Annotated in this window: 18 protein-coding genes; 12 read left to right on the forward strand and 6 right to left on the reverse strand. The window is 57.4% G+C overall.

Translation table 11 applies throughout. The annotated features are described in order from the left end of the window. Nucleotides 1–4: 4 nt before the first annotated feature. From gyrB to dnaA, 6 genes are all read right to left on the reverse strand, one after another. Nucleotides 5–1,939, reverse strand: coding sequence for a DNA topoisomerase (ATP-hydrolyzing) subunit B (gene gyrB / locus SO058_RS05415; RefSeq protein ID WP_320841971.1), 1,935 nt, complete (start codon nucleotides 1,937–1,939; stop codon nucleotides 5–7). Between the two features lie 22 nt (nucleotides 1,940–1,961). After that, a complete protein-coding gene (gene remB / locus SO058_RS05420; RefSeq protein WP_320841972.1) occupies nucleotides 1,962–2,222 on the reverse strand; it encodes an extracellular matrix regulator RemB in 261 nt (86 codons plus the stop codon). A 105-nt stretch (nucleotides 2,223–2,327) separates the two neighbouring features. After that, nucleotides 2,328–3,428, reverse strand: a complete 1,101-nt coding sequence (recF, locus tag SO058_RS05425; RefSeq protein ID WP_320841973.1) for a DNA replication/repair protein RecF — start codon at nucleotides 3,426–3,428, stop codon at nucleotides 2,328–2,330. After that, nucleotides 3,429–3,647: an RNA-binding S4 domain-containing protein gene (locus SO058_RS05430; protein ID WP_320841974.1), complete on the reverse strand. Its 219-nt coding sequence runs from the start codon at nucleotides 3,645–3,647 to the stop codon at nucleotides 3,429–3,431. Beyond that, nucleotides 3,640–4,749 (reverse strand): DNA polymerase III subunit beta, encoded by a 1,110-nt coding sequence (dnaN, locus tag SO058_RS05435; protein WP_320841975.1) that lies wholly within the window; start codon nucleotides 4,747–4,749, stop codon nucleotides 3,640–3,642. The genes SO058_RS05430 and dnaN overlap by 8 nt, the downstream gene beginning before the upstream one ends. Nucleotides 4,750–4,966: 217 nt before the next feature. Further along, the gene (gene dnaA / locus SO058_RS05440) at nucleotides 4,967–6,250 is read right to left on the reverse strand and encodes a chromosomal replication initiator protein DnaA (RefSeq protein ID WP_320841976.1); all 1,284 of its coding nucleotides are present in this window, start codon (nucleotides 6,248–6,250) and stop codon (nucleotides 4,967–4,969) included. 280 nt (nucleotides 6,251–6,530) lie between these two features. Between dnaA and rpmH the strand changes: the two genes are divergently transcribed. The 12 genes from rpmH (at nucleotide 6,531) to SO058_RS05500 (ending at nucleotide 17,065) form a co-directional block, all read left to right on the forward strand. Further along, nucleotides 6,531–6,665, forward strand: a complete 135-nt coding sequence (gene rpmH / locus SO058_RS05445; RefSeq protein ID WP_297176721.1) for a 50S ribosomal protein L34 — start codon at nucleotides 6,531–6,533, stop codon at nucleotides 6,663–6,665. A 183-nt stretch (nucleotides 6,666–6,848) separates the two neighbouring features. Then, entirely contained in the window at nucleotides 6,849–7,193 is a 345-nt protein-coding gene (gene rnpA, locus SO058_RS05450) for a ribonuclease P protein component (protein ID WP_320841977.1), read from the forward strand. Next, a complete protein-coding gene (gene yidD, locus SO058_RS05455; protein ID WP_320841978.1) occupies nucleotides 7,190–7,402 on the forward strand; it encodes a membrane protein insertion efficiency factor YidD in 213 nt (70 codons plus the stop codon). The genes rnpA and yidD overlap by 4 nt, the downstream gene beginning before the upstream one ends. Before the next feature lie 77 nt (nucleotides 7,403–7,479). Next, a complete protein-coding gene (locus SO058_RS05460) occupies nucleotides 7,480–8,448 on the forward strand; it encodes a YidC/Oxa1 family membrane protein insertase (protein ID WP_320841979.1) in 969 nt (322 codons plus the stop codon). 1 nt (nucleotide 8,449) lies between these two features. Further along, nucleotides 8,450–9,418: an RNA-binding cell elongation regulator Jag/EloR gene (gene jag / locus SO058_RS05465; protein ID WP_320841980.1), complete on the forward strand. Its 969-nt coding sequence runs from the start codon at nucleotides 8,450–8,452 to the stop codon at nucleotides 9,416–9,418. Between the two features lie 18 nt (nucleotides 9,419–9,436). Then, on the forward strand, nucleotides 9,437–10,798 hold the full coding sequence (gene mnmE / locus SO058_RS05470; protein ID WP_320841981.1) for a tRNA uridine-5-carboxymethylaminomethyl(34) synthesis GTPase MnmE: 1,362 nt from the start codon (nucleotides 9,437–9,439) through the stop codon (nucleotides 10,796–10,798). 265 nt (nucleotides 10,799–11,063) lie between these two features. Then, a complete protein-coding gene (mnmG, locus tag SO058_RS05475) occupies nucleotides 11,064–12,950 on the forward strand; it encodes a tRNA uridine-5-carboxymethylaminomethyl(34) synthesis enzyme MnmG (protein ID WP_320841982.1) in 1,887 nt (628 codons plus the stop codon). Next, complete coding sequence (gene rsmG / locus SO058_RS05480; RefSeq protein ID WP_320841983.1) at nucleotides 12,947–13,648, forward strand: 16S rRNA (guanine(527)-N(7))-methyltransferase RsmG; 702 nt, start codon at nucleotides 12,947–12,949, stop codon at nucleotides 13,646–13,648. Before mnmG ends, rsmG begins: the two co-directional genes overlap by 4 nt. A 223-nt stretch (nucleotides 13,649–13,871) precedes the next feature. Continuing rightward, complete coding sequence (locus SO058_RS05485) at nucleotides 13,872–14,696, forward strand: ParB/RepB/Spo0J family partition protein (RefSeq protein ID WP_320841984.1); 825 nt, start codon at nucleotides 13,872–13,874, stop codon at nucleotides 14,694–14,696. A 141-nt stretch (nucleotides 14,697–14,837) separates the two neighbouring features. Beyond that, nucleotides 14,838–15,614, forward strand: a complete 777-nt coding sequence (locus tag SO058_RS05490) for a ParA family protein (RefSeq protein WP_320841985.1) — start codon at nucleotides 14,838–14,840, stop codon at nucleotides 15,612–15,614. A gap of 5 nt (nucleotides 15,615–15,619) precedes the next feature. Then, nucleotides 15,620–16,489: a ParB/RepB/Spo0J family partition protein gene (locus SO058_RS05495; protein WP_320841986.1), complete on the forward strand. Its 870-nt coding sequence runs from the start codon at nucleotides 15,620–15,622 to the stop codon at nucleotides 16,487–16,489. 9 nt (nucleotides 16,490–16,498) lie between these two features. Further along, nucleotides 16,499–17,065 (forward strand): hypothetical protein, encoded by a 567-nt coding sequence (locus tag SO058_RS05500; RefSeq protein WP_320841987.1) that lies wholly within the window; start codon nucleotides 16,499–16,501, stop codon nucleotides 17,063–17,065. Nucleotides 17,066–17,087: the final 22 nt, after the last annotated feature.

Raw genomic sequence — 17,087 nt, forward strand, 5'->3', positions numbered from 1 at the left:
TTTTTTATATATCGAGGTTATTGACGTTCTTCGCATTGCGCTCGATGAAAGCGCGGCGCGGCTCTACTTTCTCTCCCATGAGCAGAGAAAACGTCTCGTCCGCCGCGGCCGCGTCCTCTAAGGTCACCTGCAACAGCGTCCGGCGCGTCGGGTCCATGGTGGTCTCCCAAAGCTGGTTGGGGTCCATCTCGCCGAGGCCCTTATAACGCTGGATGCGGACATTGTCGCCCATTTCCATCATGCAGTCGCGCTGCTGTTCCTCGGTATAGGTGTAGCGCACGTCCTTGCCCTTTTCGTTCTTATAGAGCGGCGGCTGCGCGATATATACATGCCCCTCTTCTATCAGCGGGCGCATAAAGCGGAAGAAGAAGGTCAAAAGGAGCGTCCGGATATGCGAGCCGTCCACGTCGGCATCCGCCATCAGGATGATCTTGCCGTAGCGCAGCTTGGAGGTGTCAAAATCGTCGCCAAAGCCCGCGCCGAACGCGGTGATCATCGGCACCAGCTTCTCGTTGCCGTAAACGCGGTCAAGCCGCGCTTTTTCGACGTTCAGCATCTTGCCCCAAAGCGGCAGGATGGCCTGATATTTGCGGTCGCGGCCCTCCTTGGCCGAGCCGCCCGCCGAATCGCCCTCGACGATGTAGATTTCAGTATAGGTGGGGTCCTTTTCCTGGCAGTCCGCCAGCTTTCCGGGGAGGGAAGCCCCGTCGAGCGCGGACTTGCGGCGCGTCATGTCGCGCGCCTTTTTCGCGGCTTCGCGCGCGCGCGCCGCGGCCTGCGCCTTATCGATGATGGTGCGCGCGACCGCCGGGTTTTCCTCAAAGAAAGTCATCAGCTTGTCGCCCATCATGGTTTCGACAAGCGTGCGCATATCGCTGTTGCCCAGCTTGGTCTTGGTCTGCCCCTCGAACTGCGCCTCTTGCAGCTTTACCGAAATGATCGCGGTCAGCCCCTCGCGCGCGTCCTCGCCCTTAAAGGACTCGTTTTCTTTGAGAAGATTAAATTTATGCCCGTAATCGTTGAGTACGCGGGTCAGCGCGGCTTTAAAGCCGGTCTCGTGCGTGCCGCCCTCAGTGGTGTTGATATTATTTGCGAACGACAGCATGGTCTCCGAATAAGAATCGGTATACTGCATGGCGACCTCGGCCATCGAGCCCTCGCGGCTGCCCTCCATGTAGATGACCTCGTCGTGCAGCGGGGTCTTGGTTCGGTTTAAGTGCTGCACAAACTGACGGATACCGCCCTCATAAAACATGGCCTCTTCGTTGACCTCGTCGTCCCGCTCATCGCGCAGCGTGATCTTGATGCCCGCGTTCAGAAACGCCTGGTCGCGAAGCCGCTTTTCGAGGATTTCATAATCAAACTCGGTCGTCTCGAAAATCTCGGGGTCGGCGTGGAAGCGGATGGTCGTGCCCGTTTCGCTCTGATAGGGCACGGACTGCATCTTCTGCACGGTCAGCCCGCGCTCAAAGCGCATGGTGTGCTTCTGTTCGCCGTCGCGCACCTCGGCCTCCATCCAGTCGGACAGGGCGTTTACGACAGACGAGCCCACGCCGTGCAGGCCGCCCGAAACCTTATAGCCCGCGCCGTCGAACTTGCCACCGGCGTGCAGCACGGTCAAAACGACCTCAAGCGTCGGAATGCCCATCTGCGGATGGATACCGCACGGGATACCGCGGCCGTTGTCCTCGACGCGGACGATATCGCCCTTTTCGATCGTCACCTCGATATGCGTGCAGTAGCCCGCGAGCGCCTCATCGATCGAGTTGTCGACAATCTCATAAACCAGATGGTGCAGGCCGGTCGCCGAGGTCGAGCCGATGTACATGCCCGGACGCTTGCGCACCGCCTCCAGCCCCTCCAGCACCTGGATCTGGCTTTCGTCATACGTTTCGGTGACGCGCAGGTCGAGCATTTCGTCCTTGATTTCTTCACTCATAGGTTCAAAGTTCCTTTCCAGGTTATACGGCAAAGCCTTTTTCCGCGCGGCGCTGTAACGCCTGCGGGGAAAGCCCCGTCAGATACAAGTATTCTCCGAGCGGAGAGACGCATAAAACGCCCGCGCGCGGCAAATCCTCATAAAGCTCGATAATGCGCCCATCGGCCTGCAGCCGCTCGATCAGCCCGCGTGTGCGGCGGGACGCGGTCGCGGTATCCATGTCGAAAACCGTGACCACCTCATAGAGCGGGACGATGTAATCCTGGCCTAAATGGAGATACATAAACGGCTCCCTTTCAGCAAGACGGGGCGGAGTTTCGTCCGCCCGTCCCTTTCTTTCTATTATACCACTTTTTCCCCAGCTTGTGTACAAAAAATGGGGAAAAGGTCAAATAATTTTACCATTTTCTATCGGAAACACCCGTCCCGCGTGCAGCTTGTCCAAAATGCCGTCCTCACAGCAGGTGATGAGCACCTGTCCGCCCGAAATGCGGTTCAAAACAAAGTCCTGCCGCTTTTTATCAAGCTCGGAAAGCACGTCGTCCAGCAGCAGTACGGGGTATTCGCCGTCCTCCCCGAAAAACAGCTCGCGCTCGGCAAGCTTTAGGGAAAGCGTGCAGGTGCGCACCTGCCCCTGCGATCCGTAGGAAGCCGCCGAACGGCCGCCCAAAGATAACAGCAGATCGTCCTTATGCGGGCCGGACAGGCAGCTTTTGGCCGCAATCTCGGCCTGCTTATGGCGAAATACATGCCTTATCAGCTCCTGCTCGATCTGCGGGACGGGCGCAAAGGGGTCGGATACGTCGGAAACGGTCTTATATTCGCCCGAAAGCGTCTCCTGCGGCGCGATACCGGCATGAACGGCCGCCGCGCTGTCGAGCAGTTTTCGGATATAATACGCCCGGTACCGGATAATGTGCGCGCCGAATTTTGCCATGCGCAGAGAAAAATCCTCCCATAGGGAAAGAAGCGAGGGATGCTCCTCGCTGTCACGCAGGATGCGGGTTTTGTGCTCGTGCAGCCGCCCGTATTCCTCCAGACAGCGCGCATAGTTCGGCCGAAGCTGGCACAGCGCAGTATCGAGAAAGCGGCGGCGCGCCGCCGCGCCCTGGCGGACGAGCAGCAGATCATCCGGACAAAACAGCACTGTCTTGAAAATGCCGGCCGCGTCGCTCTGCCGCTTCTGGCGGACGCCGTTTTTATAAACCTCCATCGGCTTTGCACGGAAAAGGCGCATTTCGAGTGTAAAATCCCGTTGCTGGGCGCAAAAGCTGCCCTCGATGGAAGCATCGTCTGTTTCAAACCGGAGTCCCTCTTTTTTCTGCGCCGTGCGGAACAGCCGCATGGTAGAGAGAGCCGCGGCGGCTTCGAGCAGATTGGTCTTTCCCTGCCCGTTTTCGCCGCAGATGAGGTTCACCCCGGGGTCAAATTCAAACGATTGCTGTTCATAATTGCGGAAGTTATGCAATTTTAAAGCATTTAAATGCATTTATGCGTCCTTTGCAATGATGCGCACCGTCTGTCCGCCGAGCGTAACCGTATCGCCGTTCCGCAGCTTTTTCCCGCGCATCTGGCAAGTCTCGCCGTTGATCAGCACTTGTCCATCCCCGATCAGGAGCTTGGCTTCGCCGCCGGAGGAAACGAGGTTTGCATATTTTAAAAGCGCGTCGAGCTTGATGAAGCCGCCGGAAATTTCAATATCAGTCATTGGCTTTCAGCCTCACGGGAAGCACCAGATAAGTGTATTTATCGCCTTGCTCCGGCGAAATGACCACCGGGTTTAACGCGCCCTTGAGCGACAGACGCACCGTATCGTCCCCCGCGGCGCGCAGCGCGTCGAGCAGGTAGCGGTTGTTAAAGCCGATCTCCAGATCCTCGATCGCACCGTTGATCGAACATTCGTCATAACTCTTGCCGACCGCCGTGATACAAGAAAGCTGGACATACGGCCCGTCGAAATGGAAGCGCACCGGATTTTTAAGCTTTTCCGAAACGATGAGCGAAACGCGCTCGATGCAGGTCACCAGCTCATGGCGGTCAGCCGAAACGACATGGTCGAACTCGGTCGGGATGGCCGCGCGGTAGTTGAGAAACTCGCCGTCGATCAGGCGGGTGATGAGCGTGGTGCCGCCGATGCGGAACAGGATGTTTTTCTTATCCGGGAAGATCTCGACGCTGCCGTCCTCCTCAGTCAGGATGCGCTCGATCTCACGAAGAGACGAGCCGGGCACGACGAATTTCATGTCCCCGGGAATGCCGTCCACCTTTTCACGGCGTACCGACAGGCGGTAGCCGTCCACCGCGACGACGTTGAGCTGGTCTCCCTCAAGCTCGAACAGGCAGCCTGTGTGGATGGGCTTGGATTCATTGTCCGAAACGGAAAAGATGGTTTGCGCGATCATGCTTTTCAGCATGGACTGGGGCAGCGAAAACCCGGTTTCATTGGAGACCTCGGCAAGCGCCGGGAACTCGTCCGCCTCGGTGGCGATCAGGTTGAAGACCGCGCGGCCGCATTTGATGGTGGTGAGCAGCTTGTCGTCAGTTTCGAGATAGACCGCGTCGTTCGGCAGCTTGCGGACGATATCGAAAAACAGGCGTGCGTTTAAAACCACGCTTCCCGGCTCTACCACGTCGGCCTCCGCGGTGGTGCGGATGCCCATGGAAAGGTCGTAGCCAGTTAGTGTAAGCTCGTTTCCCTCTGCCGTTACAAGCAGGCCCTCGAGCAGCGGCATGGCGCTTTTTCCGGTAACGGCGCGCGAAGCGGTGCCGATAAGCGAGAGCAGCGTTTCTTTTTCACAGGAGAATTTCATGGGGCGTTCCTCTTTCTCTAAAAATAACAGGTAGGATTTTCATCGTAGTCGTCATACTGTGCAAACTGGGGAAAACCGGTGGAAAGCCCGGAAATCGGCGGGAAATACCATACCCAGCTTTTTGTGGATGGATTTGTCCGCATCCACAGGGAAATGTCGATTCCTTGTTTTCCACAAGCGCGTCCTTGTGCAATCCACAGCTTTCTGTGGATGGGATTCAGGTTTCTCCGCGGATGTTTCCTTGCAGCTTTTTGATGACCTCTTCGGTCTCCCCGGAGCTTTTGCGCTCCTCTTCGATCTTGTTGCAGGCGTGCATAACGGTCGTATGGTCGCGCTTAAAGATCTTAGCAATATCGGGATAGGAATATTCCAGCTCCTGCCTGATAAGGTACATGGCCATTTGGCGGGGATATGCCACGTCTTTCGAGCGGTTTGCCGAGATGAGCTGCTCGACAGGTACATAAAAATAGTTGGCGACCGCCTCCATGATGCGTTCTGGGGTGGGGCTCAGGCCGGGGTTTTCGGTTTTGACCGCGTCGATGGCGCGTTGGGCGAGGTCGACGTCGACCTGTTCGTCCACCAGCTCGTGCATGGCCTTGATTTTCTTGACCGCGCCCTCGAGCTGGCGGATGTTTGCTTGGATAAACTGCGCGATATAGGTGGAAACGTCGGCCGGAAGCTCGACGCCCATTTTTTCGGCCTTGGCGCGGATGATGGCGACGCGCGTTTCAAAATCGGGCGGCTGAATATCGGCCAATAAACCCCATTCAAAGCGGGTCTTCATGCGGTCTTCTAAGGTGTTGATTTCCTTGGGCGGCCGGTCGGACGTTAAAACGATCTGCCGGTGTGCTTCATAGAGCGCGTTGAAGGTGTGGAAAAATTCCTCCTGCGTGCGTTCCTTGCCGGCGATAAACTGCACATCGTCGATCAGCAGCAGGTCGGCCATGCGGTATTTCGCGCGGAAATTGTGCATGTTGCCTTCCTGAATGGCGGTGATGACCTCGTTGGTAAAGTCCTCGCCTTTTACATAGATGATTTTATACTCCGGATGGCTTTTCCGGATCTCATTGGCAATGGCGTACATTAAATGCGTCTTGCCGAGGCCGGATTGTCCGTAGATAAAAAGCGGGTTGTAGATCTCCGCCGGGGTCTTGGAAACGGCGAGCGCGGCGGCGTGCGCAAATTTGTTGGACGAACCGACGATAAAGCGTTCAAAGGTATAATCATCATAAGGGGAAGAGGAGCTCTGCGGTGCAGTATATTCACCGGTGACAATGACGACCGCGACGGCGTCGCCGGTCAGCTCATGCAGGGCGTTTTGCAGCGGCTCAATGAATTTCTGTTCGATAAATTCCTTTTTGAACTGGACAGGGGAATGCAAAATCAAACGGTTGTCCGAAAAGGAAACAACCGTAACGTCGTCGAACCACGCGGACAGGCTCGAGGGGGGAAAATCGCGCTCGAGAAGCCCGAGCGCCATCTCCAATATGTTGTTGGCCATGAAGTGCCTCCTAAACATCGATATACATTATATATAATACCATGTCCGCGCGCGGATTTCAATAAAATGCGAAAATTCGGCAGCGACCGCAAATTATTGTATATTACTCCCGAACATGCCCATAGATGTTGAAAATACAAAAAAACCTTGACATTGGGCGCATTTTATACGATAATATTTATTGTCTCATCGTATGCGGACAGGCAGCGGCATGCGCCCGCGCCAAGCCGGACTTATGCCGGTGCCCATCCGTAAATTTGGAAAACAGGAGGTGCACGAGATGAAGAGAACGTATCAGCCCAAGAAGCGCCAGCGTTCCAAGGAACACGGTTTCCGCAAGCGTATGCGCACGACCAATGGCCGCAAGGTTTTGGCTCGCCGCCGCGCTAAGGGCCGCGCACGCCTGACCCACTAATATCCGTCCAGAGAACGGGCCCGTTTTACAAGGCGGGCCCGTTTTTTCCCATTTATGGGAACGCGGAAAAAACAACCGGGTCGGGCGGCCGCGTCAACAAGAGCGCCCGGCTAGCTTTGCAGAAAATCGGATGCAAAGGAAGCGTTTTTTCACAGGGCATCGAAAAAACGAGGAAGATTTCAAATGGAACACACGGTTTCTTTAAAACAAAATCACGAGTTCCGCCGGCTTTACCACCGCGGGGCCTCTTCGGCAAACAGGCACTTGGTGCTGTATTGCCGGAAAAACCGCTTGGGCTATAACCGGCTGGGACTAACGGTCAGCGCAAAGCTGGGCAATGCCGTTGTGCGAAACCGCATTAAGCGGCTTTTCCGCGAGGCTTACCGCCTGCATGAGGACGAATTTGCGTCCGGCGTTGATCTGGTGCTCGTTGCGCGCGCGCGCGCGGTGGGCGCTGCTTACCATGAAATTGAAAAATCGCTGCTGCGGGCGCTTTCCGAGAACAAGGCCGCCGCGGCAGACAAATGAAGCGGGTTCTTCTGGCGGCGATCCGATTTTACCGCCGCTACATATCGCCCGCAAAGCCCCCCTGCTGCCGCTATATCCCGACCTGCTCGCAGTATGCGGTAGAAGCGATCGAGAAATACGGCGCGGTCAAGGGCGGCTGGCTCGCGGTCAAACGGATATGCCGTTGCCATCCATGGAGCAAGCACGATCCGTATGACCCGGTACCCTGATGTATGAAGGGTTTCAAAAAGACCGGAACTCTCAACGAAAACTATAGTTTTCGTTGAAGTATTTTTTGGAGGATAATATGGGAGAAATTTTCGGACTTGTCATCGTCCGGCCGTTCGGCCTGATCTTGATGGCAATTTTCACGGCAGTCAAGTCTTACGGTCTGTCCGTTCTGCTGTTTGCGCTCATCGTCAAGCTGATCCTGATTCCGCTCGGTCTCAAGAGCAAGAAAAACATGATGGCTATGACCGCCATGCAGTCGGAAATGCAGTCGATCCAGAAGAAATACGCGAACAACCGCGTTAAGATGAACGAGGAGATCCAAAAGCTGTATGATAAGCACGGCGTAAACCCCATGACAGGGTGCCTGCCGCAGTTTATCCAGCTGCCGATCATGATGGGTCTTTATTACGCCGTGCAGCAGCCGCTCAAGTTCATGCTCGGTTTTGGCGACGATGTGATTGCCAAGCTCGCGCAGGTGGTTGGCGTGGACGTGGCGCAGGCGGGCTATTACGGCCAGATCACCATTGCGGAAAAGCTCAATCAGCTCGCGGATGCTTCGGGCAATTTCCCGGACAATGTCATGCAGATCGTGCAGGGCACGTCGGGCACGCTGGTGCCGATCGATTTTCACTTCCTCGGCCTGAACCTTGCGCAAATTCCCTCGATTAAAGAGCCGGGCGTGATGTGGCTGATCCCGATTCTTTCGGGCGCGACCGCGTTCCTTTCGAGCTATGTCATGCAGAAGATGCAGGGCACGAACAACTCGCAGGCTGCGACGCAGATGAAGATGATGAATATTATGATGCCGCTGATGAGCCTTTACTTCGGCTTTATCCTGCCGGGCGCCATCGGCATCTACTGGATTTTCAACAACGTGTTGACCTGCATCCAGGAAGTAGTGATGACCAAGTATTACCGTGGCAAGCAGCAGAAAGCGTCGAGCGAAGCCGAACGGCTTTTGGAAGAGGAAAAAGCCGCCAAACGCGAAGCAAACCGCGCAGTGCAGCAGTCCCAAAACGAAAAGAAGAAAAAGGGGGACAAATAAAATGCTGAAGTATCTGGAAGCAACGGGCGAAAACCGCGATGAAGCGATCGAAAACGCCCTTTCCCAGCTCGGGCTGGACCGGGACGAAGTCTCGGTAGAGGTGCTGGATAATGGAAAAAAAGGCTTTTTAGGAATCGGATCGACGCCTGCGCGCGTGCGTGTGAGCTATGAAGCGCCCGATGAACCGGAAACCATCCACAAGCCTGTGGAAGAAAAGAAGGAAGCCAAAAAGGAAGCGAAGCCCAAGGCAGAAAAACTGTCTATCACGACCGAAGACGATACACCGCGTCTTGTAAAGCCGGCCCCGGCGGATTTCCAGCCGGAAAAGCTGGAAAAGCCCGAGCGCCCGGCTCGTGCCTCACATGAGGATAAGCCCCGCCGTGAGCGCAGTGAGCGCGCTGACCGTCCCCGCCGCCCGCGCCGCGACCGCGCGGAGCGCCCGGTCACCCCGTCAGTGCCCAAGGAGCGCGAGCTGATCCCGGTTTCCGAGGAATGCATGAAAAAAGCCGAAACGATGGCTTCCGGGTTTGTTTCCGGCCTGCTGGATAAAATGGGCATTGAAAATGAAGTCACCGTACTGCCGCAGACCGAATGCGACCAGCTCCGCCTGAATATCGCAGGTCCGGACATGGGCGCTGTCATCGGCCGTCACGGGGATACGCTGGACGCCATCCAGTATCTCGCCTCGCTCGTTTTGAATAACGAACTGGACGAGCACGTCCGTCTGTCGCTCGATACGGAGAACTATCGTGAAAAGCGTGCGGAAAGCCTGGAGCGCCTTGCGCGCAAGATGGCGATGAAGGTCGTGAAGACCCACCGCAGCATGACGCTCGAGCCCATGAACCCCTATGAGCGCCGCATTATCCATGCCGCTTTGCAGGATTTTAACGGCGTCACCACCTATTCGACCGGTACCGAGCCGAGCCGCCGGGTCGTCGTCGCGCCCGACAGCCGCCGCGCCGACCATTAAAGGCGCGGAGGAAGAAGGATGAACGATACCATTGCCGCCATCTCCTCCGCAGGCGGACCGATCGGGCTGATCCGGGTATCGGGCGAACGGGCTGCAAAGGCTGTTGAGGCGGTATTTAAGCCAAAAAACGGCAAAGAACTAAGCGATTCCCCCAGTCAAAAACTGGTTTACGGCGCGCTCCACGGCGCGGACGGCGCGGTGATCGACTGCTGCTTTGCAGTCGTCATGCGCGCGCCGCACACTTATACGGGAGAGCCCATGGCCGAAATACAGTGCCACGGTTCGCAGGCCGTGCTTTTGGGCGCGCTCGACGCACTGTTCCAGCAGGGCGTGCGGCAGGCCGAAGCGGGTGAGTTTACGCGCCGCGCGTTTTTAAACGGCAAGATGGATCTTTCCGGTGCGGAAGCGGTGCACGATCTGATCACCGCGCGCACGGCCGAAGCCGCGCAGAATGCGGCCGCGCAGATGATGGGCGCGGTCGGCTCGCCGGTGCGCGAGATGCGCGAGGAGCTGCTCGGCATGGTCGCGCATTTTCACGCGGTCGTCGATTTTCCGGATGAGGACATCGATCCTCTCCTGTTCGACGAGGCGCGGGATATCCTGCACCGAACAACCAGCCGACTCTACCATATGGCGGAAAGCTATGAGCGCGGGCGTATCCTGCGCGAGGGTATTCCGTGCGTGATCCTGGGCCGCCCGAACGCGGGCAAATCGACGCTTTTAAATTCGCTTCTTGGCCGGGAGCGTGCGATCGTCACCGATATCCCGGGAACAACGCGCGACCTGATCGAGGAAAACGTCAAAGTGGGCGAGATGCTGCTGCGTGTGACCGACACGGCCGGCCTGCGCGATACCACCGACCCAATCGAACAAGCCGGTATCGACCGCGCGATGGCCGAGGCGAGCGCTTCCGCGCTCATCCTCGCCGTTTTCGACGGCTCGCAGCCCCTTGGGGACGAGGACATGCTTGTGCTCGCGCGAAGCGCGGGACAGCGGGCGGTCGCGGTCGTCAATAAGAGCGACCTGCCGCAGCAGATCGATCTAAAGGCGCTCAAAAAGCACTTTAAGACTATCGTACCGCTTTCTGCCAAGCTGGGAGACGGGCTGGACAAGCTGCTTTCGGCCATCCCCAAGGCGGTCGGTCTGGGCATGGGCGCGCACGACGGCGCGCTCATCACCAACGCCCGGCAGGCCGCGGCGCTGGCGCGCGCCGCCGAACGGTGCGAGGCCGCACTGTATGCCGCGCAGTCGGGCATGACGCCGGACGCCGTTGTGATGGACGCCGAGGGCGCGCTGGCCGCGCTGGGCGAGATCACGGGTGAGACGGTCACTGAGGCCGTCGTCACGAGGATTTTCAGCGATTTTTGCGTCGGCAAATGAACAAAGGGGGCCGCTGCATCCGCAGACGGCCCCTTGTATTTGGTTTCTATGCCATTTTTGTGTTGAATCGTGTGAAATAGAATACGTATAGAAATATAAATGATTATATATAACAAATAGTATATGAAATTTATTGGATTATTAAAAAGTTATCCAATCTTTACACAGAGTTATCAACAAGCAATCCCCGGCAAAAGGGGAAAAAATCTTAAGGTTTTGAATGAATTTGCCGGGTTAGTCCACCCGAAAGTGAGGGGGTTTTTCCATGACGGTTTTTCCGGGCGAAAGCTATGATATCGCCGTAATCGGTGCAGGGCACGCGGGCATAGAAGCGGCGCTCGCCGCGGCGCGCCTTGGCTTCAAAACAGTCTGCTTCACCATCAATCTCGACGCGGTCGGCAACATGCCGTGCAACCCCGCGATCGGCGGCACAGCCAAGGGACATCTGGTGCGCGAGATTGACGCGCTGGGCGGCGAAATGGCCAAAGCGGCGGACGCGGCCTGCATCCAGTACCGGATGCTCAACCGCGGCAAAGGCCCGGCGGTGCATTCCCTGCGCGCGCAGGCCGACCGGGTGCGCTACCGTTCCTATATGAAGCACGCGCTCGAATTGCAGCAAGGGCTTTCGCTCAAGCAGGATGAGATCGTCGAGGTCGAGACTAAGGACGGGAGCGTATGCGCGGTCGTCACAGCAATCGGGGAGCGGCATGAGGTCAAGGCGGCCATCGTCGCCTCCGGCACGTTTCTCGGCGGACGCATTATCATCGGCGATTACATGCGTGAGAGTGGGCCGGACGGCATGGCGGCGGCAAAGCCGCTCACCGAAAGCCTGCGCGCGCTCGGCCTGCGCTTGCAGCGGTTCAAAACAGGCACGCCGCCGCGCGTGCACCGCCGCTCGATCGATTATACCGGGCTGGAGGTGCAGCCGGGAGAGGAGGAGATCATCCCCTTTTCCTTTGAGACTGAACGCCCACCGGAAAACCACGTAGTCTGCCACCTGACCTATACGACCGCGGAGACCCACGAGGTCATCCGCCAAAATTTGGACCGTTCGCCGCTGTATGGCGGCAAGATCGAGGGCATTGGGCCGCGTTACTGCCCCAGCATCGAGGATAAGGTGGTGCGTTTTGCCGATAAGCCCCGCCATCAGCTCTTTTTGGAGCCGATGGGTCTGGATACGGAGGAGATCTATGTGCAGGGCTTCTCTTCATCCATGCCGTTCGACGTGCAGAAAAAAATGCTGCGCACGGTAAAAGGCATGGAGCACGCGGAGATCATGCGCCCGGCTTACGCCATTGAGTATGACTGCATCGATCCGCTGGAACTCCGCCCAACGCTCGAGACCAAGAAAATAAAAGGGCTTTACGGCGCGGGACAGTTTTGCGGCTCCTCGGGTTATGAGGAAGCGGCGGCACAGGGGCTTGTTGCAGGCGTAAATGCGGCGCTTCAGATCAAAGGCGAAGAACCGCTCGTTTTGGACCGTGCGGACGGCTATATCGGCACGCTGATCGACGATCTGGTGACCTGCGGCGCGAACGAACCCTACCGCATGATGACCTCGCGCTCGGAATACCGGCTCTTGCTGCGGCAGGACAACGCCGACGAGCGGCTGGTGGAAATCGGCGTGCGCATCGGCCTGAACCCGCCAGAACGCGGAAAGCGTGTGCGCGAAAAATACGAAGCCGTGCAAAAGGAGATCGACCGGATCGCCGCAGTCGGCGTCGCGCCGAGCGACGCGCTGAACGGTTTTCTCGCCGGAAAAAACAGCACCCCGGTCAAGGCGGGCTGTAAGCTGATCGACCTGCTGCGCCGCCCTGAACTTTCTTATGCCGATTTAAGCCCGTTTGACCCGGAACGCCCGGCGCTGCCCGCGGTCATCCGCGAGCAGGTGGAGATCCGCATCAAGTACGCGGGCTACATTGAGCGGCAGTACCGCGATGTGGAGCAATACCGCAAGCTGCAAAGCCGGCCTCTGCCAACAGATCTCGATTACAGCCGGATCGATTCGCTTCGTCTGGAAGCGCGGCAAAAGCTTTCGGCAGTGCAGCCGTCCAGCTTTGGGCAGGCGGCGCGCATATCCGGGGTTTCGCCCGCCGATATCACCGCGCTGATGATCTATCTGGAAACCAGAAAGAACGGGGGAAAGCCATGAACGCACGCGATTTGCTGAAGGCCGGGCTGGAGCAAATGCGCCTGCCTGTTTGTCCACAGGCTGTGGATCAGCTGCTGGCCTTTTCCGACCGGTTGATCGAAAAAAACAAGGTCATGAACCTGACGGCGGTCACCGATCCCTGCGAGATCGTGACGCGGCACTTTCTGGACTGCGCCGCGCTCGCGCCCTCCATTCCGGTGGGCGCGCGGGTCATTGATGTGGGCACGGGCGCGGGCTTTCCCGGGCTGCCGCTCGCCATCCTGACCGGGGGCGACTTTACCCTGCTCGACGCCCAGCGAAAACGCGTTGATTTTTTGAATGAAACAATCGCAGTACTGGGGCTGCAAAACGCGAGAGCCGTCCACGCGCGCGCGGAGGACTTTGCCAAAGACCGCCGCGCGGCGTTTGATATCGCGGTTTCCCGCGCGGTGGCCTCTCTGCCCATGCTGTGCGAGCTGTCCTTGCCGCTGGTGCGGACAGGCGGGACGTTTTTCTCCATGAAAGCCTTTGACTGCGAGGAGGAGGCGGCGCGCGCGGAAAACGCAGTCCGCCTGCTCGGCGGCGCGCCTATAGAGCTGCTGGATTATGAGGTGCCGTATGACGCCGTGCGCCGCCGCATCGTGCGCGTGGATAAAACCGCCGAGACCCCGCCGCAGTATCCGCGCCGCTTTAAAAAGATCGAAACCAACCCGCTTTAACGCTGTTCGACAACAGACCGTATTGGAAATACGGTCTGTAATTTTTTGTCCGAAAATGTGTGGAAATGTGTATTTTCCCGCTGAAAATGACAGATAAGCGTCGAACAAAGCAGTTTTTGCGGTCGATTTTCCTTTCCTATATGGAATATTATGGTAAACTATTACCAAAGGATATTAACACGATTTCCCCGGTCATGAACCGGGAATATAGGGAGGAAATGAAATGATGTCTGTTTTGACATTGGTTTCTGGAAGAGAAGACCGCACGCTGAAGCGCGTCCGCGTGAGCGACATCACGCGTAATCCGAACCAGCCCCGCAAATATTTTGACCCTGAGGCCATCGCGCAGCTTGCGGAAAGCATCCGGCAGTATGGAGTGCTCAATCCGTTGACTGTGCGCCGTGCGACCGGAGGAGGCTTTGAGCTGGTGGCAGGGGAGCGGCGGCTGCGCGCCGCGCGGGTCGCTGGACTGACCGAGGTGCCCTGCCTGATCATTTCCGCGGATTCACAGGATTCCTCCGCGATCGCCCTTGTGGAGAACCTCCAGCGCCGCGATCTGGATTTTTTCGAGGAAGCCAATGGCTTTAAACGCCTGATTGAGCAATACGGCCTGACGCAGGATGAGGCCGCCCGAAAGGTAGGAAAAACACAGTCGGCGGTGGCAAACAAGCTGCGGCTGCTGCGCCTTTCCCCGCAGAATGTGGAAATGATTCGTTCAGCCGGTTTAACAGAACGCCATGCCCGCGCACTGCTTCGGATTGAGAAAGAAGAGGACCGCATCAACGCGACGCGCTATATCGTAGAGCATGAGCTGAATGTAAACCGCACCGAGCAGTACATAGACCGTCTGCTGCATGAAAACGATTTGCCGCCCGCGCAGGAAAAGAAAATGGTGCGGCTTATCAAGGATGTACGCTTTTTTCTCAATACGGTTGACCGGGCGGTTGGTGTAATGGTTGACGCCGGCATCGGCGCAAAGGTAGACAGGGAGGAGAGCGACGAGGGCCTCACCCTTACCATTACCATTCCGCACGCCCACGCAAACTGAATTTGATGTTTCACGTGAAACAATTATCTCAGGCTTTCTGAGTTGTTTCACGTGAAACATTTTTGTTTTCACTTTGCATTTAGGGGCCGATGTGCTATAATGAACTTCGTAAGGCCACTAAAGCAAGGAAGGAAGAATGGCATGGGCAAAATTATTGCGTTCGCCAATCAGAAAGGCGGCGTCGGCAAGACGACGACGGCGATCAATCTGGCGGCGGCGCTTTTTGAGCGCGGCAAACGTGTGCTGCTGTGCGACTTTGACCCCCAGGGCAACGCGACCTCGGGCTTCGGTATCGACCCCCGCGCGCTTGAGACCTCCATTTACGATTTGGTCGTGTCCGACGATCCGGATGTCAAGAGTGCGATCGTATCGACTAAATGGGTCGATTTAATCGGCGCAAACGTCAATTTGGCAGGTGCGGAGCTTGATCTCATCGGTATGGAGCAGCGAGAATACCGTCTGAAAAATGTGCTTGACCGTGTGCGCGAGGACTATGACTACATATTCATTGACTGTCCGCCGTCGCTTGGACTGCTCACGCTCAACTGCCTGTGTGCGGCCGACAGCTTTCTGGTGCCGCTCCAGTGCGAATACTATGCGCTCGAGGGTCTGAGCCAACTCATGACGACCGTACGCATGGTGAAAAAGAGCCTGAATCCTGCGCTTTCGCTTGAGGGCGTGCTGCTGACCATGTTTGACGGACGCACCAATCTTTCGATCCAAGTGGTGGAAGAGGTTAAAAAGCACTTTCCGGGAGAGGTATTTAAATCGGTCGTGCCGCGCAATGTGCGGCTTTCCGAAGCGCCCAGCCACGGCAAGCCTATCACCGATTATGACCGCATGTGCCGCGGCGCGGAAGCATATTTGGAGCTTGCGGACGAAATACTAAAGAAAAACAAACGCGGAAAGGGGAGGTAAACGGTATGTCTACCGGCAAAAAAGGACTGGGCGGCGGTTTGTCCAACCTGTTCGGCGGAGATATCGCCGACCTTTCGGCGGACGCCGCCGCCGAGGGTGTATCCTCCATTTCGCTTAGTAAGATCGAGCCAAACCCCAATCAGCCGCGCAAGGTCTTCGACCAGGCCGCGCTTGAGGAGCTGGCCGAAAGTATTCGCCTGCACGGTGTGGTAACGCCGATCACGGTGCGTTCTTCCGGCAGGGACAGCTACCAGATCATTGCGGGCGAGCGCCGCTGGCGCGCGGCGCGCATAGCTGGGCTGAAAAAGATCCCGGCAATGGTGTTGGAAGCCAAGGAAAACGAGGTCATGGAGCTGGCGCTCATCGAGAATTTGCAGCGGCAGGATCTAAACCCCATTGAAGAAGCGGAGGGCTACGACCTGCTGATGCGGGAATTTGGCCTGACACAGGATGAGGTTTCGCACCGCGTCGTCAAATCGCGCAGCGCGGTCGCCAATTCGCTGCGCCTACTGGCGCTGCCCGAAGAGGTGCGGCAAATGGTGAGCGAGGGCAAGCTGTCCGGCGGACATGCCCGCGCGGTGCTTGCGGTCGCGGATGAAAATGAGCGCGTTAAGGCGGCGGAGCAGATGGCCGGCCTGTCGGTGCGGCAGGCGGAGGCCCTAGCAAAGCGGCTCAACAAAAAGCCGGCGGAGCTCAAAGCGGCGGAAGGCTTTTCGGTAGACTATGTGGCCGAGGTGGAAAAAGAGCTGGAGACCGCGCTGGGGCGCAAGGTGACCATTACGCAGGGCAAAACAAGCGGCGCGCTCGCGCTTGAATACTACGGGGCCGACGATTTGGAGCGTCTGATCGAGGCGCTGCGCGGTCTTCGCGTATAAGGAGGAGCCATGGACGAGCAGAACAAACAGCCTGCGGAGGAGCAGCACAGTGAAAAAAAGCTCAGCCGCAAGACCCTGACCTTTTATATCATCGGCCTGTTTTCCGTGGCGATCGCGCTGATATTGGTAAGTTATGTGACACAGGCGCGCACGGATAAGCAGCTTGAAAACCTGTCCACCAAGCTCAGCGAGCAGCAGAACGTGGCGCAGGGAGCAACCCAAAAAATGGAAGAGATACAAAAGCAGCTCGACGGTATGAGCAAGGCGCTTGAGGGCGTGCGCGAGGCGATCGGCACCGAGGAAGCGGAGACCGACGTGGTATCCGCCGCCCGGCATCTGGTTGAGGAGCGCGATGTTTACGCAGCTTTTGCCAACATCAACCTGCTGCAGGCCGAGGGTGACCTTTCGGCGGCGCACCGAGCCTATACCGCGCTCGTTGGGCAGTACGGTGAGGACAGGCTGAGCGGAACGGCCAAAGAGGATGCGTTCGGCGCGGAGATCAACAAGCTGTTCACCGAGGCCAAAGAGCGTTTGCAAAGCGAGGGGCCGGGCGTATCGGCCGCCAATCACGATTAATCAATAAGGGAGATAAAGAAAC

The sequence above is a fragment of the Agathobaculum sp. genome (assembly GCF_034098985.1).
Lineage (GTDB): Bacteria > Bacillota > Clostridia > Oscillospirales > Butyricicoccaceae > Agathobaculum.